This window comes from Streptomyces sp. ERV7, from assembly GCF_001653515.1.
Taxonomy (GTDB): Bacteria; Actinomycetota; Actinomycetes; order Streptomycetales; family Streptomycetaceae; genus Streptomyces.
Genome location: NZ_LYOY01000001.1, coordinates 1,086,439 through 1,108,360, shown reverse-complemented (window position 1 = coordinate 1,108,360; position 21,922 = coordinate 1,086,439). Strand labels below are relative to the sequence as shown.

General features: G+C 71.4%; 18 protein-coding genes and 3 pseudogenes. 8 read left to right on the top strand and 13 right to left on the bottom strand.

Annotated elements, in window-relative coordinates:
• Window positions 1–44 precede the first annotated feature (44 nt).
• The gene (gene leuE / locus A8W25_RS05015) at window positions 45–704 is read left to right on the top strand and encodes a leucine efflux protein LeuE (protein ID WP_067156304.1); all 660 of its coding nucleotides are present in this window, start codon (window positions 45–47) and stop codon (window positions 702–704) included.
• 108 nt (window positions 705–812) lie between these two features.
• Entirely contained in the window at window positions 813–1,601 is a 789-nt protein-coding gene (locus A8W25_RS05010; RefSeq protein WP_067156301.1) for an HAD family acid phosphatase, read from the top strand.
• A gap of 86 nt (window positions 1,602–1,687) precedes the next feature.
• Here the strand turns inward: A8W25_RS05010 and rox are convergent, their stop codons facing one another.
• On the bottom strand, window positions 1,688–3,115 hold the full coding sequence (rox, locus tag A8W25_RS05005; protein ID WP_067156298.1) for a rifampin monooxygenase: 1,428 nt from the start codon (window positions 3,113–3,115) through the stop codon (window positions 1,688–1,690).
• Between the two features lie 212 nt (window positions 3,116–3,327).
• Here rox and A8W25_RS05000 point away from each other — a divergent pair, with 212 nt between their 5' ends.
• The gene (locus A8W25_RS05000; protein ID WP_067156295.1) at window positions 3,328–3,624 is read left to right on the top strand and encodes a chaplin; all 297 of its coding nucleotides are present in this window, start codon (window positions 3,328–3,330) and stop codon (window positions 3,622–3,624) included.
• Window positions 3,625–3,650: 26 nt separating this feature from the next.
• On the opposite strand, the gene A8W25_RS04995 is transcribed toward A8W25_RS05000, so the two are convergent.
• The 3 genes and pseudogenes from A8W25_RS04995 to A8W25_RS04990 form a co-directional block, all read right to left on the bottom strand.
• On the bottom strand, window positions 3,651–6,587 hold the full coding sequence (locus A8W25_RS04995) for a type 2 lanthipeptide synthetase LanM family protein (RefSeq protein ID WP_199831658.1): 2,937 nt from the start codon (window positions 6,585–6,587) through the stop codon (window positions 3,651–3,653).
• Between the two features lie 149 nt (window positions 6,588–6,736).
• A complete protein-coding gene (locus A8W25_RS34710; RefSeq protein WP_079125829.1) occupies window positions 6,737–6,937 on the bottom strand; it encodes a DUF6229 family protein in 201 nt (66 codons plus the stop codon).
• A 411-nt stretch (window positions 6,938–7,348) separates the two neighbouring features.
• Window positions 7,349–8,117 (bottom strand): annotated as a pseudogene (locus A8W25_RS04990) (lytic polysaccharide monooxygenase auxiliary activity family 9 protein); the annotation flags it as partial.
• Window positions 8,118–8,326: 209 nt separating this feature from the next.
• On the opposite strand from A8W25_RS04990, the gene A8W25_RS04985 reads away from it, so the two are divergent.
• Window positions 8,327–8,830, top strand: a complete 504-nt coding sequence (locus tag A8W25_RS04985; protein WP_067156292.1) for a GNAT family N-acetyltransferase — start codon at window positions 8,327–8,329, stop codon at window positions 8,828–8,830.
• Between the two features lie 3 nt (window positions 8,831–8,833).
• Here the strand turns inward: A8W25_RS04985 and A8W25_RS04980 are convergent, their stop codons facing one another.
• On the bottom strand, window positions 8,834–9,334 hold the full coding sequence (locus A8W25_RS04980; protein WP_067156289.1) for a DUF402 domain-containing protein: 501 nt from the start codon (window positions 9,332–9,334) through the stop codon (window positions 8,834–8,836).
• A gap of 109 nt (window positions 9,335–9,443) precedes the next feature.
• On the opposite strand from A8W25_RS04980, the gene A8W25_RS04975 reads away from it, so the two are divergent.
• Window positions 9,444–9,818, top strand: coding sequence for a GntR family transcriptional regulator (locus A8W25_RS04975; protein WP_067156286.1), 375 nt, complete (start codon window positions 9,444–9,446; stop codon window positions 9,816–9,818).
• A 69-nt stretch (window positions 9,819–9,887) separates the two neighbouring features.
• On the opposite strand, the gene A8W25_RS04970 is transcribed toward A8W25_RS04975, so the two are convergent.
• Complete coding sequence (locus tag A8W25_RS04970) at window positions 9,888–10,982, bottom strand: DUF5925 domain-containing protein (protein WP_067156282.1); 1,095 nt, start codon at window positions 10,980–10,982, stop codon at window positions 9,888–9,890.
• 149 nt (window positions 10,983–11,131) lie between these two features.
• On the opposite strand from A8W25_RS04970, the gene A8W25_RS04965 reads away from it, so the two are divergent.
• The gene (locus A8W25_RS04965) at window positions 11,132–12,484 is read left to right on the top strand and encodes a GH39 family glycosyl hydrolase (protein ID WP_067156278.1); all 1,353 of its coding nucleotides are present in this window, start codon (window positions 11,132–11,134) and stop codon (window positions 12,482–12,484) included.
• 56 nt (window positions 12,485–12,540) lie between these two features.
• Here the strand turns inward: A8W25_RS04965 and A8W25_RS04960 are convergent.
• From A8W25_RS04960 to A8W25_RS04940, 5 genes and pseudogenes are all read right to left on the bottom strand, one after another.
• Window positions 12,541–13,800, bottom strand: a pseudogene (locus A8W25_RS04960) (lipopolysaccharide biosynthesis protein); the annotation flags it as partial.
• Between the two features lie 99 nt (window positions 13,801–13,899).
• Complete coding sequence (locus A8W25_RS04955) at window positions 13,900–14,667, bottom strand: polysaccharide deacetylase family protein (RefSeq protein WP_079125828.1); 768 nt, start codon at window positions 14,665–14,667, stop codon at window positions 13,900–13,902.
• A 20-nt stretch (window positions 14,668–14,687) separates the two neighbouring features.
• Window positions 14,688–15,669, bottom strand: a pseudogene (locus tag A8W25_RS04950) (glycosyltransferase family 2 protein).
• 11 nt (window positions 15,670–15,680) lie between these two features.
• The gene (locus tag A8W25_RS04945) at window positions 15,681–16,484 is read right to left on the bottom strand and encodes a glycosyltransferase family 2 protein (RefSeq protein WP_067156273.1); all 804 of its coding nucleotides are present in this window, start codon (window positions 16,482–16,484) and stop codon (window positions 15,681–15,683) included.
• 437 nt (window positions 16,485–16,921) lie between these two features.
• Window positions 16,922–17,278 carry a hypothetical protein gene (locus A8W25_RS04940; RefSeq protein WP_067156270.1) on the bottom strand — a complete coding sequence of 119 codons (357 nt, stop codon included), beginning with the start codon at window positions 17,276–17,278 and terminating at the stop codon, window positions 16,922–16,924.
• Between the two features lie 308 nt (window positions 17,279–17,586).
• On the opposite strand from A8W25_RS04940, the gene A8W25_RS04935 reads away from it, so the two are divergent.
• A complete protein-coding gene (locus tag A8W25_RS04935; protein ID WP_067156267.1) occupies window positions 17,587–18,402 on the top strand; it encodes an SGNH/GDSL hydrolase family protein in 816 nt (271 codons plus the stop codon).
• Window positions 18,403–18,419: 17 nt separating this feature from the next.
• Here the strand turns inward: A8W25_RS04935 and A8W25_RS04930 are convergent, their stop codons facing one another.
• On the bottom strand, window positions 18,420–20,075 hold the full coding sequence (locus A8W25_RS04930) for a serine/threonine-protein kinase (RefSeq protein WP_067156264.1): 1,656 nt from the start codon (window positions 20,073–20,075) through the stop codon (window positions 18,420–18,422).
• A 257-nt stretch (window positions 20,076–20,332) separates the two neighbouring features.
• Here A8W25_RS04930 and A8W25_RS04925 point away from each other — a divergent pair, with 257 nt between their 5' ends.
• A complete protein-coding gene (locus tag A8W25_RS04925) occupies window positions 20,333–20,596 on the top strand; it encodes a hypothetical protein (protein ID WP_067156261.1) in 264 nt (87 codons plus the stop codon).
• Between the two features lie 85 nt (window positions 20,597–20,681).
• Here A8W25_RS04925 and A8W25_RS04920 read toward each other — a convergent pair whose 3' ends face one another.
• Entirely contained in the window at window positions 20,682–21,878 is a 1,197-nt protein-coding gene (locus tag A8W25_RS04920; protein WP_067156258.1) for a CaiB/BaiF CoA transferase family protein, read from the bottom strand.
• Window positions 21,879–21,922 lie beyond the last annotated feature (44 nt).

Sequence of the window (21,922 nt, the reverse complement as noted above, 5' to 3'; positions counted from 1 at the left end):
AACACACAGGCCCCGCCTCGCACTCGTGTGCGACACTCCCCCGCATGCTGGGTGTAACCGATCTTCCGACATACCTCATGGGCCTGGTGCTGATCATTCTGGCGCCGGGGCCCAACTCCTTGTACGTGCTCTCCGTCGCGGCCCGGCGCGGGGTGCGCACGGGATACGTCGCCGCGGCGGGGGTGTGGACCGGGGACACGGTGCTGATGACGCTCTCCGCGCTCGGGGCGGCGTCGCTGCTGCAGACGACGCCGCTGCTGTTCACCGTCGTCAAGTACGCCGGTGCCGGGTATCTCTCCTGGATGGCGATCGGCATGCTGCGCCAGGCCCTCGGCATGTGGCGCAACCGCCACACGGCGGCCGAGCCGGGTGCGGCCGAGCGGCCCGAGCAGGAGACCTCCGCCGAGCGGCCCTACCGGCGCGCGCTGATGCTCAGCCTGTTCAACCCGAAGGCGATCCTGTTCCTGGTCTCCTTCTTCGTGCAGTTCGTGGACCCCGGGTACGCCTATCCGGCGCTGTCCTTCCTGGTGCTCGGCACACTGCTCCAGCTGGCGAGCTTCCTGTACCTGTCCACGCTCATATTCAGCGGCACCCGGCTGGCCGCCGCCTTCCGGCGCCGCAGGCGACTGTCGGCGGGCGCCACCTCGGCGGCGGGCGTCCTCTTCCTCGGCTTCGCGGCGAAGCTGTCGCTCAGCGGGGCGTGAGCCTCACCGGGCCTCACCCTTCTGCTGCTCAGCGTTTTGTTACTCAGCGGTAAAGAATTGATCAAACCCCCTGGCGGGGCGGCGTGTGATGCGCGTAGATCTTTGCCCATGCGCACTGTCACCAAAACTGCGGCAACCCTCGCCGCCCTCGCCGTCACCGGCGCCGCCTTCTACGGCGCCGGAGCGGCCACCGCGGGGAACAGCACCCCGAAGAGCGACAAGGAGATCCCCAACATCACCAAGGTCGAGGAGAGGATCAACGCCTACTACGGCGGGGCTCCCGACTCCACCGGGGCCTACCAGGCCTCCCCGACCAGCAACTACGCCAAGCAGGTCGCCTCGATCGAGGCGCGCGCGAAGCGCCAGATAACGCATGCGGCCGAGCACCCGGAGCGGGACGGCCGTAAGCCCGCCATCGTCCTCGACGTCGACGACACCACACTGCTGACCTACGACTACGAGAAGAAGAACGGTTTCGCGTACAACGCCACCGCCTTCAACACGTACGTCCAGAGCGCGCAGTCGATCGCCGTGTTCGGCATGCCCGACCTGGTCAACTACGCGGCCAAGAAGGGCGTCACCGTCTTCTTCCTCACCGGCCGCGACGTCTCGCAGCGCGACGCGAGCGCCATCAACCTCACCAAGGCCGGCTATGCCGTCCCGGTCGACAGCGCGCACTTCTTCCTCAAGGACAAGGCCAACCCGCCGGCCTACCTGAGCTGCGGCAAGCCCACGTGGACGTGCTCCACGGTCGACTACAAGGCGGGCACCCGCCGGCACATCGAGAGCCTCGGCTACCGCATCGTCGCCAACCTCGGCGACCAGTACACCGACCTCTCGGGCGGCCACGCCGACAAGACGTACAAGATCCCCAACCCGATGTACTTCCTGCCGTAGGACGGACCGGCCGGGGCGCGCGGCCACACCGCGCACCCCGGCCGCACATCGCGCAGGCGGCGTTCCCGTCACCGGGCGGGGCGCCGTCAGCCGGCGTCGCCGAACCAGGTGGGCACCTGGGCGAGCAGATCCTGCTGGTCGTCACCCACCCACGCCACATGGCCGTCCGGCCGCAGCAGTACGGCGGGCGCGTCCAACTCCTCGCTGACGTCGACGACGTGGTCGACCCGGTCCGCCCAGCCCTCCACCGAGAGCCGGCCGGTCTGGTCGAGCAGCAGTCCGCGTCCTCCGTGCATCAGCTCGTACAGACGCCCCTGCTTCAGCGTCACGTCCCGCAGCCGTCGGCCGAGCAGTTCATGTCCCTCGCCGAAGTCGTAGCGGATCTCGACCGCGGTGATCATCCCGGTCACGTACCGGTTGACCTCCTCGAAGTCCATCAGCTTCGCGAACAGCTCCCGCAGCGCCGTCGGCCCCGCCTCGACGCCCATCAGGGTGATCTGCGCACGGGTGTTGTCCAGCACGGCGGCGCCCACCGGGTGCCGTTCGGTGTGGTAGCTGTCCAGGAGCCCCTCCGGCGCCCAGCCCTTGACCGCGGCGGCCAGCTTCCAGCCGAGGTTGAACGCGTCCTGCACACCGAGGTTCATCCCCTGGCCGCCGGTCGGCGGGTGGATGTGCGCCGCGTCGCCGACCAGGAACGCCCGGCCGACCCGGTAGCGCTCGGCCTGCCGGGTGGCGTCGCCGAAGCGGGACAGCCAGCGCGGCGAGTGCACACCGAAGTCGGTGCCCCCGTACGCCCGCAGCTGCTGCTTGAAATCGTCGAGGGTGGGCTCGGCCGCACGGTCCTCGGCGACCCCGTCGGCGGGTACGACGACGCGGACCACCCCGTCCGCGTCGGGCGGGGTGACGCCGAACCGCAGCTGGGTCTTGTTGACCTCCTTGACGACGGCGGCGACCGTCGCCGGGTCCTCGGTCACCTCCATCTGGCCCACCAGCGTCTCCACCGTGGCGGGTTCGCCGGGGAAACCGACACCGAGCAGCTTGCGCACGGTGCTGCGGCCGCCGTCGCACCCGACGAGGTAGCGCGAGCGCACCTCGGTGCCGTCCGCCAGCTCGACGGTCACCCCCTCCTCGTCCTGGCTCAGCCCGACCACTTCGCAGCCGCGGCGGATCTCGGTGCCGAGTTCGAGGGCGCGCTCGTTGAGCAGCCGCTCGGTGACCGGCTGCGGGGTGGCGACGCCGTACGGGTGCGCCGTGTCCAACCGCTCCGGCCACGGCTTGATGATGCCGCCGAAGAGACCACCCACCTGGTACTTCTCACTGACCGCGAGGAAGCGGTCCAGCAGGCCGCGCTGGTCCATCATCTCGACGCTGCGTGCGTGCAGACCCTGCCCCCGGGACTGCTTGGTCGGCTCGGCCAACTTCTCCAGCACGACCACCCGCACACCGTGCAGTCGCAGCTCACCGGCGAGCATCAAACCGGTCGGTCCACCGCCGGCAATGACCACGTCGATCATCAAAGTCTTCTCATTTCCGCAGGTCCTGGCTTCGCTGAGTGATTCTGCGGTATGACGGGGGCCTTGCCGCAAGCCCCCCGGTGCGCTATACATTGAGAGTGGCAAGGAGCGCATGACCTCCTTGCCTTTGTCGTTTGCCGACCGCTTCGGGCAAGCGAGTGAACCTCCGATCCCGGCGCGCGGGATCGGACGCCACCGGTTTTCATGGCCGTATGACCAACGCCAAGAAGTATCTGCTCGCCGCTGTCGTCGGCACCGCCCTCACCCTCGGCTCCGCCGCCCCCGCCATGGCAGGGGACCACGGCCCGGATCACGGGTACGGCGGGTACGACGACCGGCACCGCGACAACCGCGATGACCACGACGACCACGACGGGTCGGGGTGCACCAACCACGGCGGCGCCTACGCCGAGGGATCCGTCTCCGACTCCCCCGGCTTCCTCTCCGGCAATCTGATCCAGGTCGTGATCGACTTCCCGATCAACATCTGCGGCAACCGCATCGGCTGAGCTGTCCAACCCGCCGTCCCACCCCGTCAGTCCAGCAGAAGGGGATTGGGCAGAGTGGCCCCGGGGTGCATCCGCAGAAGGGTGTGGAGCACCCCGGACAGGCCGGACATCAGGCTCGGCGAGAACGCCTCGCGGGCCAAACCCCCCACCGGTCCGCGCTGTTCGAGGCCGGTGAGGATCTCACCGTCGAGGTCATCGGCGTCCCCGAGGCCCAGGGAGGTCAGGAACTCCCAGAGGCCCAGGTCGCCGTGGCACAGCGTGTGGCTCCAGCCGAAGCCCTCGGCGACGCAGGCGCGTGCGGCGCGCCGGACCATGTCGAGGTGCGCCGGATCGCCCGTGCGCCGGTGCAGATCCAGCATGGCGATGCCGACGCCCGCGCTGCCGTGGCACCAACTGGTGAAGAAGTCCTCCTCGGCGCCGACGCGCACGTCGAGCCAGTTGCCCTCCTCGGGCCGGTAGAGCGACTCCTGGAAGGCGAAGGCCCGTTCGGCGAGGTGTTTCCAGCCGCGGCGTTCGACGGCGGAACCCGCCTCGCTCAGGGCGAGCCGGGCCAGCGCCCAGCCGATGCCGGTGGCGCCGTGGGCGAAGCCTCCGATGCCCTCGGGGTTGAGCCGGGTCGTCCAGCGGGCACCGCTCGCGTCGACGGCGGCGAGGCCGGACAGCCGGCGGCCGATGTGCGCGGCGGCGTCGAGCCAGCGGTCCTGCCCGGTCGCCTCGGCCAGATTCAGCAGCGGAACCACTCCCCCGGCCGCCCCGTTGAGCAGGTCCACCTCCACGTCGTCCTCGATCAAACGGCCCCGCGCGAGCAGCAGGGCGCGCTGTGCCGCCCGCTCCACCAGCCAGTCCTCACCGAGCACCCGGTGCAGCGCCAGCCACGTCCACACCTGCGACGCCGCACCGCTGAACGCACCGGCCGACGGCGTCGGGGTCCGGTCCTCGGTGCTGATCAGCACCCGCAGCGCACCCTCGAACGCCTCGGTGACACCCGGCACTTCGTCCGCCCGCCCCGCCCGTGCCTCGGTCACGTACTCCGCGAGCGTCAGCGCCACACCGCCCTGCCCGGTGTAGAGGTCGGCGGGCAGCACCCTGATGGACCACCCGGCCGGGGTGAACACCGGGCTGATCCAGGTGGCCGTACCGTCCTCGCCCCGTACCGCGCCGTCGCACAGCCTGCGTACCATCTGCACGGCCAGGTCGCGGCGCCGCCGCTCGCGGTCACGGGCATGCGGGTCGCGGGCGGCGGCCTGCACCCGCTGCGGCAGGGAACGCTCGTTGAGGTACGCGCCCACCAGCGCGTCCTGGATCACCGACTCCTCAAGGGGCAGATCGGCGGTGTGCCAGTCCTCTACCGTGGCCCGTACGACGGCCGCGTCCACGGTGAACGTGAACATCGGTACGTCCCCGGCCAGCAGCTCCGCTATCTCGCCGTCGATGGCCGCGCGGTCGGTCGGCGCGCCGGGCAGCACCTCGGCGTTGCGCCGCAGGATGTCCCGGGCCCGCTCGACGGCACCCGCCTCGTCGTGCAGCGACGCGGGGTGCCACAGCATCCGGCCGATGTCCACGTACGCCTGCGTCGGCCGCAGGATCCGCCGCGCCCGGGCGCCCTCGAAGCGGCGCAGCAGCCGGTACGGGTCGGTCCCGGGCCTGCGCAGATGCGCGGTCATCTCCAGGAACCCGGCCAGGATCCGGTCCCAGTAGGCGCTCAGCACCGGGGTGGGGCTGGGGTGGTTGCCCGCGGTGGGCATGGCCACCAGGTCCACCTCGAAGCGGGCCGCGGCGGTGCCGCCGTCGGCGATCACGGGGTGGGGGATGAGCGGTTGCTGGCCGGGCAGCGCCCCGACCCCGGAGATGTCCACCCCGCCCAGCGCGAAGCCGGTGCCGCGCACGGGCAGCAGTCCGGTGCGCAGCACCGTGCGGCGGATGGCCGCCGCCGCCACGTCCACCGCGTCGCCCCGGCCACTGGCCGGGAAGGGCGCGGGGGCGTCGAAGAGCGTCTCCGCGTCCACGATCACCGGTACCGGCCCCGCCGCGATCATGTTCTCGGCGTGCATGTCGGTGCCGCCGGTGAAGCGCAGGACCGCGAGCCAGTGTCCGACGTTGCGGTAGAACGCGGCGAGTTCGCCGTCGTCGGCGCAGTAGCGGTGGCGTACGAACTCGGACCAGCCGTACCCGTCGCGCACCAACGTCCGCGGCACACGGATGCGTTCGCCGGATTCGGGGGCGTCGGGGAAGTCCGCGAACAGCTCGTCCAGGAGCTCGCCCAGGGCCACATCGGCCTGGGACGGGCGGGGTTTGTACATGACGGTGCCGCCGTCGAAGTCGACCCGGCTGACCGTCAGTCCGCCCCGATGGCTGTCGCCCGCGCCGAACTCGACGGCCCGTATCTCCCCCGCGGGTGCGCCCAGCAGCGGCCGCAGCAGTTCACGGTCCGCGGCGAGCCGTGCGGCGAAACCGGCCGTGGCCGCCACCGACAGCCGTGCCACCGACGCGATGCGCCGCCCGAGCGTCGGATACCGGTCGGCCAGCCGGTCGAGATAGCCCTCGTCGTCGGCCTGTTCGATGAACGCCGCCCAGATCTCCGTGTCCGGTCCGGCGCCCGCGTCGGCGCGCCCACCGCCCTCCGCCATGCGCAGGGCGTGCAGTTCGATCAGGAACAGCCGGGACAGCTTCGCGTGCAGGGACCCGAGCAGAGCGGTGTGTCCGGCCTCCAGCAGGGTGTCCCGCTCCGTGCGCTCCAGCGCGTCCACCGAGGCCAGTCGCCGGGCCAGCTCCTCCCGCCACGGGCGGGCGATGTTGCGTACCGGGCCGACGAACCACTCCGCCTCGTCGTCCCTCTTCTCCGGCGCCGAACCCTCCACGTCCCGCCCCTTTCCCATCCGTCGCACGTCGGCGCCGTCGAGGCGCTCCCGGGGTGCCGCACAGGGCGCGGGGAACCGCCCGACCAGCCTCAGACGGACACGCACTGCGGCATGGTGAGCGGTTCCCCACTCCTTTTCGTACTCTCCTGTCTCCGGACGTCACTCAGCGGCAGCGCCCCTGGCAGGCGCGCCACCGCAGGACGGTCAGGAGGCGCGCCCCGCGGAGCGAACTCCGCGGGGACACGCTCTGGTGATCAGCAACACCAGCTGCCGCGCGAGCCGGTCGGGCTGGAGCAGAAGCCGTAGAGGGAGTCGCTCGGGTCCGTGAGCGCGGCCTCGGCGGCGGCGCCACCGACATAGAGCGGCCCGGCGGGGTTGGACTGACCGTACGCACTCTCGGCGCCCGACAGCCAGGCGTTGAGCACGGCGGTTGCGGGAACACTGGTCTGGGGCATCTGCGGCCTCCGGACGTAGGTATCGGGACGGATCGCCCAGTCCCGAGTATTGCCGGATCCGAACACCTGTCAGATGACTAATCCGGCCACAGTCTTGGGGTGTGCGTGCGCGGTATCGCGGGCCGTGGGGCGACAGTTGACGCCCGTACGACAGACGAGGCGGCCACCCCACGGGCTTCGGGGAGGCTTCTTCAGCCTTTGACTTGATCCGGTCGCGTGGCTGCATTGCGCCTTGACGTCCGGGGGGACTTCGCGATGGCGGGCGAACGACCATGACGGGGCGGTACGAGGCGTACGCGTCGGCGCCGTCGGGGTGCGGCTGGTTGCCGGACCGCTCCTTGCCGCCGACCTGTTCGCCCGGCTGCCCGCCGCTCCGCTGCCCGCCCTTGTCGGCGGCCTGCCGTGCCGGTGCGCCCGCGCCCGTCTTCGCGTCGTCGTCGCCGTGGCCGTGGTGCTCCACCGTCGACTTGGCGGCGCCGTCCTCGACCTGCTGCCGGGTCGGCGCCGAAGCCGTCGGGGCCGGGGCCGATCCGGAGCCGCCGCTGTCCTTGCCGAACACCGCGTCGGAGCAGGTGTAGAAGGCCTCGGGGCTGTCGGAGCGCTGCCAGATCGAGTACACGAGGTGGCGGCCGGACTTGGCGGGCAGGGTGGCGTCGAAGACGTAGTCGCCGTTCCGCATCGGCGGGTTCGTCACCTTGGCGAACGGCGTGGACTCCAGGTCCGACCACTTCAGCGGCTTGGCGGGGTCGTAGCCGTCCTTGGTGACGTACAGCTCGAACGTGCCCTTGTGGGGGGCCGTTCCCTTGTAGCGGAAGGTGTGGTGCCCGGCGGTCAGCTTGGTGGAAGGCCAGTCGGCGCGCGCCAGATCGAGTCCCTTGTACTTGTCGTTGCCCGCGCTGCAGAGCCTGCCGTCCGGGATGATCTGCTTCGACCTGCCCGCCGCGTTGGCGATGTTGACCGCGTTCCAGTCGTAGAACGCCTGGGTCCCACTGGCGGCGACGGCCGCCTTGCAGGCGGCCGAGCGGGGGCTCTCGGGCCCCTCGGCGTAGCAGGCGGAGACCCGGCTGACCGGGTCCGTCATCGAGCCGTGGGCAGCGGCCGGACCGGCCGCGAGCCCGGTCAGCGCGAGCGGCGCCATGGCCAGGGCGGCGACGGTGGCGGCCTTGCGACGAGCGGTCATCGTGACGTTCTCCTTCGGTGCTGCACGGGGTGGGCGTGCAGCACGCTAGCCGCCGGAAACCGCGAAATCGGCTGCTGGGAGCGGGGGATGGCGATCTTTATGGCCGCGTTAAGGGACGACTGAGAGACGGTTAAGAACGGGCCCCGCCCGCCACGGAAACCGGCCGCCCGGGCCGGAGCGCGGGCGGCCCCGGACCGTAACGTGTCCGCATGATCCTCACGCCCGACGTCATCGACGCAGACCCCTACGACGACATCCGCCTCGCCACCGACGACGACATCGCGCGCGTGAAGGAGGTGACCGACGCCGCGTACGGGCACTATGTGGAACGCATCGGCGTGGTGCCCGCGCCGATGGAGGACGACCACGGGGCGAACGTCGCGGCCGGGCGGGTCTTCGTGACGGGCGATCCGGTCGTCGGCCTCCTCGTGCTCGTTCCGGAGGCGGACCACCTCTTCCTCGACTCCGTGGCCGTACACCCCGACGCCAAGGGGTCGGGGCTCGGCAGACGGCTGCTCGCGTACGCCGAGGCGCACGCCGGCCGGCTCGGGCTGCCCGAGGTGCGGCTCTACACCAACGCCAAGATGTGGGAGAACCGCCGGTTGTATCCGCGCCTCGGGTACGAGTTCGTGGAGCGGCGGGTGGACGGGCCGTACGACCGCTTCCACTACCGCAAGGAAGTCGTCTACCGCGAGGAAGCCCTCCAGCCGTGACCGCTAGTCGATCAGTGCGGTGAACTTGCCCAGCCTGGCGAGGAGTTCGAGCTCGTCCAGGGCCTGTACCGCGCGGTCCGCCGCCTCCCGGTCGCTCTCGGCCAGGCCGCTCTCGGCGAACTCGTCCTCGTCCAGGCGGAGCACGGTGTCTCCGTCGGCGGAGACCCAGAGGTCGAGGTCCAGGTCCTCCACGACCACCGCTCCGTCGCCCACCACGGCGGGGCGGGTGATGTCGCAGTACCAGCCCTTGAGCGAGGCGTCGGCCGCCCGTACCTCCTTCACCGCGTACCAGCGGTCCCGCCAGTAGTGCTCGGTGAAGACGTCGCCCGGCTCGAAGCGGACGAACCCGAAGTCGCGGACGCCGTCGGCCGCCCAGGGGGCGCTGACCGTGAGCCGGACGCCGTCGTCGGACACCACCGACGCCGGGTAACCGATCTTCGTGCGTCCTGCCTTGACCAGGGTGACGGTGAGGAGGGAGCCGGGCTCGGCCGAGTTCGTGGACATTGCGTATCTCCGTAGCGCGGGTCACGGTCAGGGAGTCGGACGTTACGCGTGGGGCCGCGGCGGGTGCCTCCCATTTTCGCCCCGCGCGAGGGAGGGGCAGAATCGGTCTGTGACCCTGAAGATCGCCATTGACCAGGAAGCCGCGAGCGCGCCGTACGAGCAGCTGCGGGCCCAGATCGCCGAGCGGGCCCGGGCGGGGGTGCTGCCCGTGGGATACAAGCTGCCCACCGTGCGCGGCCTCGCCGAGGAGCTCGGGCTCGCCGCCAACACCGTGGCCAAGGCCTACCGCGCGCTGGAGGCGGACGGAGTGATCGAGACGCGCGGCCGCAACGGTACGTTCGTCGCGGCGGCGGGCGACGCGGCGGAACGCCGGGCCGCGGCGGCCGCCCGGACGTACGCGGAGGAGGTACGGCGTCTGGGCCTCGGCCGCGAAGCGGCGCAGGCGGCGGTGGCGGACGCCGTGCGAGCGGTGTACGGCGACTGACCGCCACTCGGCCGCGAGCCCCAAGCCGTAGGCGGTCGGCCGGGTGCCCCTTGAGCCGGGCGGTGCCCCTTACAGGTACAACCCCGCGTCCGCGCTCTCCCGGGGATCCGGGACGTTCGGCGGTGTCGTGCCGCGGCGCAGGGCGAACAGCTCGGCCAGTGTGGCGCCCTCGCGGCCGACGCCTTCCTCCGTGCCCAGCCAGGTGACCGCCTCGCGGCGGGTCATCGGGCCGACTTCGATACGGGCCAGACAGCGGCCGGGGCGGACGACCGCGGGATGCAGTCGCTCCAGGTCCTCGTTGGTGGTGACGCCCACCAGGACGTTGCGGCCCTGGCCCAGCAGGCCGTCCGTCAGGTTCAGCAGGCGCGACAGGGCCTGCCCCGCCGTGTGCTTGGCCTCGCCCCTGATCAGCTCGTCGCAGTCCTCCAGGAGCAGCAGCCGCCAGCGGCCCTTCGCCGTGCCGTCGTCCTCGCCGATCGCGATGTCCATGAGATAGCCGACGTCGTTGAAGAGGCGCTCGGGGTCCAGGACGCAGTCGACCTGGCACCAGTCGCGCCAGGAGCGGGCGAGCGTGCGCAGCGCCGAGGTCTTGCCGGTGCCCGGCGGGCCGTGGAGCAGCAGCAGCCGGCCCGCGATGTCGTCGGGGGTCACCTTCATCAGGCGGTCCATCGCCTCGGCCACCGGCGCCGTGTAGTTGGGGCGGACCTCCTCCCAGGTGCCGGCCGCGATCTGGCGGGTGGTGCGGTGCGGGCCGCGGCGCGGCGAGACGTACCAGAAGCCCATCGTCACGTTCTCCGGCACCGGTTCCGGTTCGTCCTCCGCGCCCTCGGTGGCCTGCTTGAGCACTCTCTCGGCGAGGTCCTCGCTGGTCGCGGTCACCGTGACGTCCGCGCCCCGGTTCCAGCGGGAGACGAGCAGGGTCCAGCCGTCGCCCTCGGCGAGCGTGGCGCTGCGGTCGTCGTCGCGTGCCGCGCGCAGCACGGTGGCACCCGGCGGCAGCAGACTGACGCCCTTCTTGACCCGGTCGATGGAGGAGCTGTGCGAGAAAGGCTGCTCGCCCGTGGCGAACCGGCCGAGGAACAGCGCGTCGACCACATCGGACGGGGAGTCGCTGTCGTCCACGTTCAGCCGGATCGGCAGCGTGGCTTCAGGGTTCGCGGACATGGCTTCCATGATCCGGCAACACGCCCCGCCGCGCACGGTGTTTTGTCCCGTTGGGCCGGGGCGGGAACCGGAGGCGGGGGCGGGACGTTCCATGAGTGTTCGTTGGGAAAACATCCGAAAGGCAACGTTCGTCGATAGGCTGGATCGTGATGCGTCGTCATGTATGGGCTCCGGCCGCACTGTTCGGCCTCGTCGCCGCCGTGCTCGCGCTGGTCCTCGCCATGAGCGGCTCCACGGGCGGCCCCTCCGAAGGCAAGTCCGGCTCCGGCGGCGCCACCGGCCCCGCCCGGGACGACCCCGAGCTCGGCTGGGGCTTCACGCACACCCAGTTCAGCGCGGACAGCGGCACCCCCGACGCCGTCGCGCGCGCCCGCGAGCTCCTGTCCGGGCAGTCCGTGCCACAGGACCAGGCGATCATGGGCTGGGGGGCGGGCAACCCGGAGCCCTCCCCGGGGGTGTACGACTTCTCGGACCTCGACCGGCGCATCGCCTTCATCCGCTCCACCGGGTCCACCCCCGTGATCACGCTCTGCTGCGCGCCCGACTGGATGAAGGGCGGCAAGCCGGGCGCGGAGCACACCGACTGGAGCCTCAAGTCCCTGGAGTCCGCGCCCCTCGCGGCGCACTACCAGGACTTCGCGGACCTCGCCGCGACCGTCGCCCGGCGCTATCCGGACGTGCGCCACTTCGTGGTGTGGAACGAGTTCAAGGGCTTCTTCGACGACACCAGCCAGCGCTGGAACTACGAGGGGTACACCCGGCTCTACAACCTCGTCTACGACGAGCTGAAGAAGGTCGACGAGGACAACCGGGTGGGCGGCCCCTATCTGGTCATGGACAGCTACGCCCCGGCGGACACCCAGTTCGCCTCCGAGCTCAAGGGGCCCTGGGGCTCGGTCGACCGACGGGTGCTCGACGCCTTCACCTACTGGAACGCGCACAAGAAGGGCGCCGACTTCGTGGCCGTCGACGGCGCCGGGTTCACCCGCGACGACCAGGCGCTGCCCGATGCCTTCACCGCGCTCGACAAGTTCACCGACGTCGGCCGCTGGCTGCGCGAGCAGTCGGGCGGACTGCCGCTGTGGTGGACGGAGTACTACGTGGAGCCGGAGAACTCGGGCTGGAGCGAGCAGCGCCGGGTCGCCGCCCAGGCCACCGCGATGATCGCCATGGCCCGGGGCGGGGCGACCACCGCGTTCTACTGGAGCCCCCAGCAGACCACCGCGCGGTGCCCCGGCTGTCTGTGGAAGCCGACCCAACTGGCCGACGGGGGAGCGGCGCTGCCGATGTACGGACTGGTCTCCCGCTTCGCCAAGGAGTTCCCGCCGGGTACGCGGTACGAGAAGGCGGGGAGCACCGCCGGCGACATACCGGGGGTCCGGGCGCTGGCGAGCGGCAGGACCGCCCTCGTCGTCAACACCCTGGACCGCGCGGTCCAGGCCCGTATGGACGGCCGGTCGATCCCGCTGGCGGCATACGAGGTGCGCTGGCTCGACCGCTGAGCGGCGGCCCGGCCCGGTTGCCGAGCCCCGGTCGCCGCGTGCGGTCGCGCTCAGCCGCCGAGCCCGGCGGCACCGGGCTCGGGTGCGGGCGCGGGGTCGTCCGGGGCAGGCCCCGTCCCCGCCCGCAGCACCCCGTACAGCTTCACCGACGCGATCACCGCGATCACCGCGAGGCTGGCGACCTCGGCGATGCCCACACCCGTGAGACCCATCGGCGGGAGCAGCGCCAGGGTCGAGCCGAGCACCAGGACGCACAACGCGCCCTGGAGGAAGGCGAGTCCGGCGGTCCGGCTGCGGGCGCGCAGCACCGCGAAGTACAGCTCGATCACGACCCGGAGGAGGGCCCCGGTCACCAGCAGGCGCAGCAGCGGCGTGGCGTGGTCCGCGTACCCCTGGCCGAAGACCCGCAGGACCAGCGGGGCGAGGACGAAGAGCGCGGCGCAGATCGGCACCACGATCTTGGCCATCCGGATCAGCGCGGCGCGCGCGTTGCGGCCGAGGCGGTCGGGGTCGTGGGCGCCCTCGACGGTCAGCGAGGCACCCATGTTGATGGCGAGGAGTTCCACCGTGCCGCCGATGGTGGCGGTGATGTAGAAGTACGCGTTGTCGGACGAGCTCACCTGGGAGGCGACGATCACCGGCACCAGATAGACGACGGCGAGGGCGAAGAGTGAGCCCGTGTAGTCGCCCGCCAGGAAGCGGCCTAGCTCGCGGTGGCCGGGCGGTCGCGCGGTCGCGGCGGTCAGTTCCACATGGCGGGGCACCAGCCGCCGGAAGACCAGCCAGCCCAGCGGCAGTACGGAGACGGCGATGGCCGCCACCCAGGAGACGAAGACGCCCGTGGTGGGCAGCGCCGTGGCGATCGCCACCAGGAGCAGAAGCTTCACCGTGGAGAAGGCGGTGTTGCCGACCGGCACCCAGAACGCGCTGCGCAGCCCGGTCAGCACCCCCTCCTGGAGGGTGAGGACCGCCCAGGCGGCGACGGCGGCGACGAAGCCGAGGCCGTGCAGCGGCCCGTGCAGAAAACGGTAGGAGGGACCCCAGACGTTCAGCGTGAGGAGGAAGACCGCCGCCGCCACGGCGACGACCGAGGCGCCGGCCGCATAGGTGCGGAACACCAGCCGGCCGGTCGCCGCGCCCGACACCGGGATGAAGCGGGCCAGCGCCCCGGTCAGGGTGAGCGCGGTGATCCCGGCGAGGAACTTCATCGCCGCGATGGCCGCCGACCCCTGGCCGACCGCGTCCTCCGTGTAGTAGCGGGCGGCCACCAGCCAGAAGCCGAGGCCGAGGACCGCGCTGATCCCGGTGTTGACCATCAGGGCATAGGCGTTCCGGAAGAGCGGGGTGCCGTCACGGCCGCCCGGGGAACGCGCCCCGCGCCGCCGGGCGGTGGTCGCCTCGGTCACCGTCGCCGCTCACCTTCCGGCCAGTGCGCGCCCGGCCTGCCGTCCCCGGCGGATCATCGCGTACCCCTTGGTGAGGACGCGGTCGCGGGCGAAGGTGCGGCCGATGGCACGCCCCTCGACCAGCCGCTCGAACTCCTCGGTCCCGGTCCCGCGCCGCACGGTGACCCGCTCAAGGGCGTACGGGCCCTGGCGGCGCTCGGCGAGTGCGTTGCCCACCGCCAGTGCCTGGGCGAACCCGGCCGCGCGGACGGTCCTGCGCACCCGGCGGCTGGAGTATCCGTAGGGGTAGGCGAAGGAGACCGGCCGGGCGCCGAGCTCCTCGGTGACGATCTCCTTGCAGCGCAGGGTCTCGAACCACAGCCGGTCGTCGCCGAGCTGGTCGAGCTGCGGGTGGGTGTGGCTGTGGCCGCCGATCTCCATGCCGGCCGCGGCCAGTTCGCGCACCTGGTCCCAGTCGAGCATGGTGTCGAGGGCGCCGCCCTCCTCGTGCGCGCCGCGCAGCCAGCCGGTCGAGACGAAGAGCGTGGCGGCGAAGCCGTGCTTGGCGAGCACCGGCAGGGCGTGCCGGTGCACTCCCTCGTACCCGTCGTCGAAGGTGATCAGGACGGGGCGCCTCGGCAGCGCCCCCGCCGTGCGCCAGGCCCGGGCCAGCCGGGCCGTGGTGAGCGGGGTGAAGCCCCGGTCGGCCAGCACGCCCATCTGCTCGGCGAACGCCTCCGGCGAGACGGAGAGCCCATAGGCCGCCTCGGCCACGCGGTGGCCCACCGCGTGGTACATCAGGATCGGCACGGGAGCGCTCACGCGGCCTCCTCCTCGTTCCCGGCCGAGGCGCCCGCGATCGGGGCGACCTCGAAGACCGTCCCGCCCCGGCGGGCCCGCAGGGTGCCGACCAGGTAGCCGGCCGCGGCCACCGCGACCCCCGCCCGTCCGTCCGAGCACCGCGTCGCGCAGCCCCCGGACGACACCGGCCGGGAGCACCCTCGTCGTGTAGCGGCGCTCCGACTCAAGGCCCTTGCCCGCCCCCACGCTTCGCGCCACCAGCGCCTTGGAGAGGCCCTCGGCGTACGTACGCGTACGGAAGTAGCCGAAGTGCTCACGGGCGGGCGGGACGCGGTGATGGATCACCGCACGGTCGTCGATCAGGAGCACCGCGTCGGGCAGGGCGCGTGAGAGCCGGATGCACAGCTCCGTCTCCTCGCAGCCCAGCGGCCGTTTGTCGCCGTCGCGGCCGATGCCGGTGGCGAAGCCCCCGGCCGCGTCGAACGCCGTGCGCCGGAAGGAGGCGTTGCCGCCCAGGACGTTGCGGACCCGCACCCGGCCGGGCGGCAGGCCCCGGTACGTACAGCCCACCACCCAGTCGAACTCCTCGGGGAACCAGGCCGGGCGGCGTCCGCGGGACCAGGCAGGCTCGGTGCGCCCGCCGACCGCCATCACCCGGGGGTCGGCGTACCCCTCCTGGAAGTGCCGCAGCCAGTCGCGCTCGGCCACGGCGTCGTCGTCCAGGAAGGCCACGAACGCGCCCCGCGCCGCGGCGATCCCGGTGTTGCGGCCCGCCGAGAGGCCGCGGGGGCCCGCGTTGGCGAGCACCCGCACCTCCCCGTCCGCCGCGCACTCCTTGTACTCCCTGCCCAGCCGTTCGAGCAGCGCCGGGTTGTGGTCCACGACCAGCAGGGTCTCCAGGGCCGGCCGTGACTGGTGGCGCACCGAGGCGACCGCCGCGAGGATGTCCTCCCAGCGGTCCTCGGTGTACACGCAGATCACCACGGAGAAGCAGGGGATCTGACGCTCGGTCAAGATGCTTCTCCCCGCCTGGCGTTGAGGCCGATCGCCTGCGGCCGCCGATGGCTGCGGGGCACGGCCTTCTCCTTGAGGATCACCTTGAGCACCCGGATGCCGTCGCGCACGGCGCTGAGGTTGGAGACGCCGTGGATCCGGTTGTACTCGTGGCTGGGCACCTCCTGGACCCGCAGACCGGCCTTGACGATCCGGATGTTGATCAGGGTCTCTATCTCGAAGCCGCTGCAGTCGAGGACGATCTTGTCGAGGCAGTGCTTCCAGAAGGCGTTGTAGCCGTAGCAGAGGTCGGTGTAGCGGGCGCCGAACTTGTGGTTGACGATGCCGCAGAGAGCCCAGTTGCCGAGCTTGCGGACGGGCGTCATGTCGTCCGTGCCGCCGCCGTTGGCGAAGCGGGAGCCCTTGGCGAAGTCGGCGCCGCCGACCAGGGCGGACACATAGCTGACGATCTCCTCGCCGTCCGCCGAGCCGTCCGCGTCGACCATCACGATGATCTCGCCGGTGCAGGCGGCGAACCCGCTGATGAGGGCGTCTCCCTTGCCCTTTCCGACCTGCTTGACGACCTTGACGTCCGGCCACAGTTCGCGGGCGACCCGTACGGTGTCATCGGTGGAGTTCCCGTCGACCAGAACGACTTCATGGATCCAGTCCGGAAGCGTTTTGAAGACGTACGGGAGGTTCTCCGCCTCGTTCATCGCGGGGATCACGACGCTGACCGGCGGCGCGATCGCGAGATTGGGCGAGACCGCGCGGAACTGCGCGGGAAAGGCCGGTATTCGCGTGGCGGATTCGGCGGTCATCTCGACGGTCGTTTCGCCGGCCGCACCCCGGTCCGGCGCTGCGACCGATGGATCTTGCTCCCGGCTTTCCGGGCGCACAAAAGAGCTCATGGAGTCTCTGTCCCTCTCGTCCGGTGGACCGCCCGCCCCCGGGCGGTCCGGCTGAGTTTCCGGTGACGAAAGGGGGGTTCTCACCCCGGTCATGACGGGCTGGCATTCCGCCATGACGGTCTTGCGATCCGTGCTGTGTCGGGTGAGTGGCTTTGCTGTCCGCGCGGCCCGCGACCGGTCGACGACGCACGAAGACCGAGCACGGTACCCCCCTAGCGCGCCCCGCTCCGGCACCCATCGCGGCGCTTGAGCCCTCCCCTGGTGCCGCTGTGCGTGATGGACCGATGCGGGTGGATGTAAGACGGTATTGATGATTGGGACCGTATGGCAAGACCTGGAACGAGGCCTCACGTTTTTGGGTTTTTGACCTTTCTCGACCGGTCGCTTGCGGAGTTATTTACTCCTGTTCCCGCAAGGAAAAGAAGAAAGCTGATCAAGGCGACTGCGATGATCTCGCCGCGCAGGGACCGGACATGGGCACGCGCCATGATTTCGGCGATCACCAGATCGATGAGTAGCGCCCCAGAGAACGACGCCGCGATACGGGCGAGCGGTTCCAGTCGGCGCAAGGCGAAAACCAGCGCCTCGGCGGGGGCGGCGATCAAGAAGAACAGCGCCAGGGGCGCGCGCAGGGGTGAATCCAGCGGAATGTACGCGAGTACGGCACCGGCCGCGGACACGGCGAGCGCGGCGCCGGCCGTCACCGCCGCCAGGTCCGCGTGAACCGATGACCTGTCATGTCGCGGACCCCGTGGGGCCGATGCCGTCCGGGCCACTCTGATCCTCTGCGTGGGGGAGCGAGGCTTCAATGTGGCGCACCCCCAGGAGGGCCGTCAAGGCAAGGGGCGTGCAGTGAAGTTCCGTGCGGTGAAGGTCAATTGACGGGAAGTCAGGGTCAGGGGTTTCCCCCGTTGGAGCGGATTTCTGAAAGGTCTTGGCATGTCCACTTCCGGTGATCCCTACTCGCTGGTACGACATCTGTGGCGGATATCCCGCACTAGGAGGCCCCCACATGAAGCTCTCCCGTATGACGGCCTATGTGTCGTCGATCTTCCTGACCGCAGCCTTCGCCCTCACCGGGGCAGGCGTGGCCAGTGCCGCGACCCACGCCCAAGCCGCGGGCACCGACTACGTGGCGCTCGGCGACTCCTACTCCTCAGGAGTGGGAACCGGTACGTACGACAGCTCCAGCGGCTCCTGCAAGCGTTCGCCCAAGGCCTACCCGTCCCTCTGGGCGGCGTCCCACGCCCCCGCCTCGTTCGCCTTCACCGCCTGTTCCGGCGCCGTCACAGGCGATGTGACGGCCAATCAGCTCGGCCCGCTCAACTCCTCCACCGACCTCGTCTCGATCACCATCGGCGGCAATGACGCGGGCTTCTCCGACGTCATGACCACCTGCGTCCTGTACTCGCAGTCCACCTGCATCAACCGCATCAACCAGGCGCGCACCTACGCCGACACCGTCCTGCCCGGAAAGCTCGACTCCGTCTACGACGCGATCAGAGCCAAGGCGCCCAACGCCCATGTCGTCGTCATCGGCTACCCGCACTTCTACAAGATCGGCGGCAGCTGCTTCGGCGGGCTGAGCGACACCTCGCGCGCGGCGATCAACGGCGCCGCGGACGAGCTGAACACGGTCACCGCCAAGCGCGCGGCCGACCACGGCTACACCTTCGCCTCGGTCGTCCCGCCCTTCACCAACCACGAGATCTGCTCCAGCAACTCGTGGCTGAACAGCCTCGTCTGGACCAACATCGGCGAGTCCTACCACCCGACCGCCGCCGGTCAGTCCGGCGCCTACCTGCCCACCTTCGCCAACGCGGCCTGATCCCCGCCCGGCATCACTCAGCCGGCGGGCGGACCCGAGCCACCGTCCGCCGGCTCCGTGTACGAGGAGGAGGCCCCGCCCGTCGGGGTCTTCTCCGTGCAGGTGACCGAGTACGCGACCGAGTTCGAGTTCGCGGCGACCGGCGAGCGCACCTCCAGCTGCACCGCGTTGTGCACGGTCTTCTCCGCCTCGTACCCCGTCTCGACGTGCTGTACCTGCCTGCTCCTGGGATCGCCGGACCCGAAGCTCAGCGTCTTCCAGCCCGGGTCGGACGACTCCCCGTCCGCCGTCACCCAGCGGTACTGGACGTCCACCGGCGTACGGCCCACGGTGAAGGTGGCGACCACGGCCGGAGCCGCGTCCTCCGGCGGCGGGCACGTTCCCTCGTAACTTCCGCGAACCTTCTTGAGGGAGACCTTCACGGACGGTGCGGGCGGCGGCGAGCTGCCGGCGCTGTGACTGGGGGTGTCACTGGTGTCCGCGGTGGCGCTGTGGCTCTTGGTGGTGGCGTCGCTGCTCCGCGGTGTGGAGTGCGAGACCGGGCCCGGCGCGGAGGGCGTGCCCGCGGTGTCGCCGCCGCCTCCACCCCCGTCGTTGTGCGCCAGGGCCCACGCCAGCCCGCCGAGCGCGAGCAGCAGGACGACGGCCCCCACCAGCAGCACCACTCCCGCGCGACTCTGCCGGTCGGGCGGTCCACCCGGTGCATCGGCGGTGGTCGGGCCGAACGCCCCCGGCGCCACCCGGGTCGGGAGCGGTGGCGTCCCCCCGGCCCCCGGCGTCCCGTAAGCGACCGTCGGTGTGCCGTACGGCCCGGGGTCCGGCGGCGGAACCTCCCGCACCTCACCGCCGGCGCCCACCACGCGCAGCTGGTGCTCGGCCTCCTCCGTCGACAGCCGCTCGGCCGGGTCCTTGCGCAGCAGCCCCGCGATCACCGGGGCGAGCGCGCCCGCCCGGCGCGGCGGCGGCAGCTCCTCGTCGACCACGGCGCGCAGCGTGGAGAGCGGGGTGGCCTGGCGGAACGGCGAGCTGCCCTCGACCGCCGCGTACAGCAGCACCCCGAGCGACCACAGGTCCGAGGCGGGCCCCGGGGTGCGCCCCAACGCCTGTTCGGGGGAGAGGAATTCGGGTGAGCCGATCACCTCGCCCGTCATGGTGAGCGTGGACGTGCCCGCCACCATGGCGATCCCGAAGTCGGTGAGGACCACCCGGCCGTCGTTGGCGAGCAGCACGTTGGCGGGCTTCACGTCGCGGTGCAGGACCCCGGCGTCGTGCGCGGCACGCAGGGCGGCGACGATCTCGGCGCCGATGTGCCCGGCGCGCTGCGGGGACAGCGGCCCGTCCGCCTCCAGTACGTCGGAGAGCGAGAGTCCGCGCACCAGTTCCATCACGATCCAGGGGCGGCCCTCGTGGGTCGCCACGTCGTAGACCGTCACCACGTTGCGGTGCGAGATCCGGGCCGCCGCCCAGGCCTCGCGCTCCAGGCGTGCGTACAGCCGCTGTTCGTCGGGCGAGTCCAGTCCGGCGGGCGCCCGCACTTCCTTGACCGCGACCTCGCGCCCCAGTACCTCGTCGCGCGCCCGCCACACCTCGCCCATGCCGCCGCGGCCGAGCGGGGAGAGCAGTCGGTAGCGGCCCCCGATCACGCGCTCTTCGTTGCCCGGCACTTCGCTCACTGGCGGGCCTCCTCGTGGACGGCACGACCACAACCGCGGATCCTCACCACGTTAGCTCAGGTCAGCGCGGTAGCGTCCCCTTCTGACGCGTTGTCCAACTCGCCCTGGAATCAGGCATATTCGGAGAGTAATCGGGGTCCTCTGTCAACCCCTCCCCGGGAGAGGTGAATCCCACCACCGGGATACACGAGTGTGATGCGAGGGCGATAGGGTTACCCTGCCCGGGGCCGGGTGCCCTCGTATGGGTGGGGAGTGACATGGAACAGATAACAGTGCGCAGCAGGGCGCGAGTGCCTGCCATCACCTGCGGGAGCAGTGCGACCAGCTCGCGGCTCGACCGCCATCTCTCGGTGCTGGGCGGCCCCGCCGTCCCGCTGCGGGAGTCGGCCGAGGCGACCTTGCTGATGCGTGAGCTGACCTCGCGTGACGCCGCGCACCGCCGGAGGAGCAAGAGCGCCCGCGTCTCGCTCTTCGCCCCGCTGCGGCGCCTTCGCCGCTCGCTCTTCGGCAGCCGCGGCTGAAGCCCACTCCAGCTCACGATCAGTGACTCCCCCGAGTAACCGGCGTCCCGGCGTCCTGAGAACCCAGTGACCTTCTGATACCCACTCAGGCGATCACGCCGTCCCGGCGCAGCGCTGCTGTCAGCTCCTCTGTCATCCCCAGGGCTCGCAGCAGCGCTTCGGTGTGCTCGCCCAGTGCGGGCACCGCACCCATCCTCGGCTCGGCGCCGCCCGGCAGGACGACCGGCGGCAGCAGAGCGCGCAGCGGCCCCACCGGCGAGTCCACCTCCCGCCAGCGGTCGCGCGCCGCCAGCTGGGGATGCGCCGCCACCTCCGTGACCGTGTTGAGCCGGGCGCACGCGATGCCCGCCGCCTCAAGGCGCCCGAGCGCCTCGGCGGCGGTCATCCCGGCCAGCGCCTCCCCGACCGCCTTGTCCGTCGCCGCCCGGTGCGCGGTCCGCGCGGTGTTGGTCGCGTACGCCGGGTCAACGGCCAACTCCGGTCGCTCCAGGACCTGTTCGGTCAGCCTCCGCCACTCGCGGTCGTTCTGTACGGAGAGCAGCACCTGGCCGTCCGCCGTCGCATAGGCGTTGTACGGGGCGATGACGGCGTGCGCGACCCCGGTGCGCGCCGGTTCCGTTCCCCCGTGCATCACATGGTGCAGGGGATGGCCCAGCCACTCCGCCAGGGAATCCAGCATCGAGACCTCCACCGGGCCGCCCCGGCCGGTCGTGCCCCGGCGCAGCAGCGCCGCGAGGACGCCCGAGTAGGCGTACATGGCGGCGGCGATGTCGGCGGCCGGGACCCCCGCCTTCACGGGCTGCTCCGGCGTCCCCGTCACGGACACCAGACCGGCCTCGCACTGGACGAGCATGTCGTACGCCCGCTTGTGCGCGTACGGGCCGTCGGCGCCGTACCCCGATATGTCGACCGCGACCAGCCTGGGGTGCGCGGCGCACAGGGTGGCCGCGTCCAGGCCCATCCGCGCGGCGGCCCCGTGCGCCAGGTTCTGCACGAACACGTCGGCCCCGGCGATCAGCCGCCTCAGGATGTCGAGTCCGCGCGGGTCCTTCAGATCGAGGGCGATCGACTCCTTGCCCCGGTTGCACCAGACGAAGTGCGAGGCGAGGCCGCGGGCGGCCGTGTCGTAGTGGCGGGCGAAGTCACCGCCGTCGGGCCGCTCGACCTTGATCACCCGGGCGCCGAGGTCGGCGAGCTGGCGGGTGGCGAACGGGGCGGAGACGGCCTGTTCCACGGCGACGACCGTGATCCCGTCGAGGGGGAGGGGCTGGGGAGTGCTCATAGGAGCCGTGCTTATCGTGTACAGGGCACTTTTGTCACGGGTCG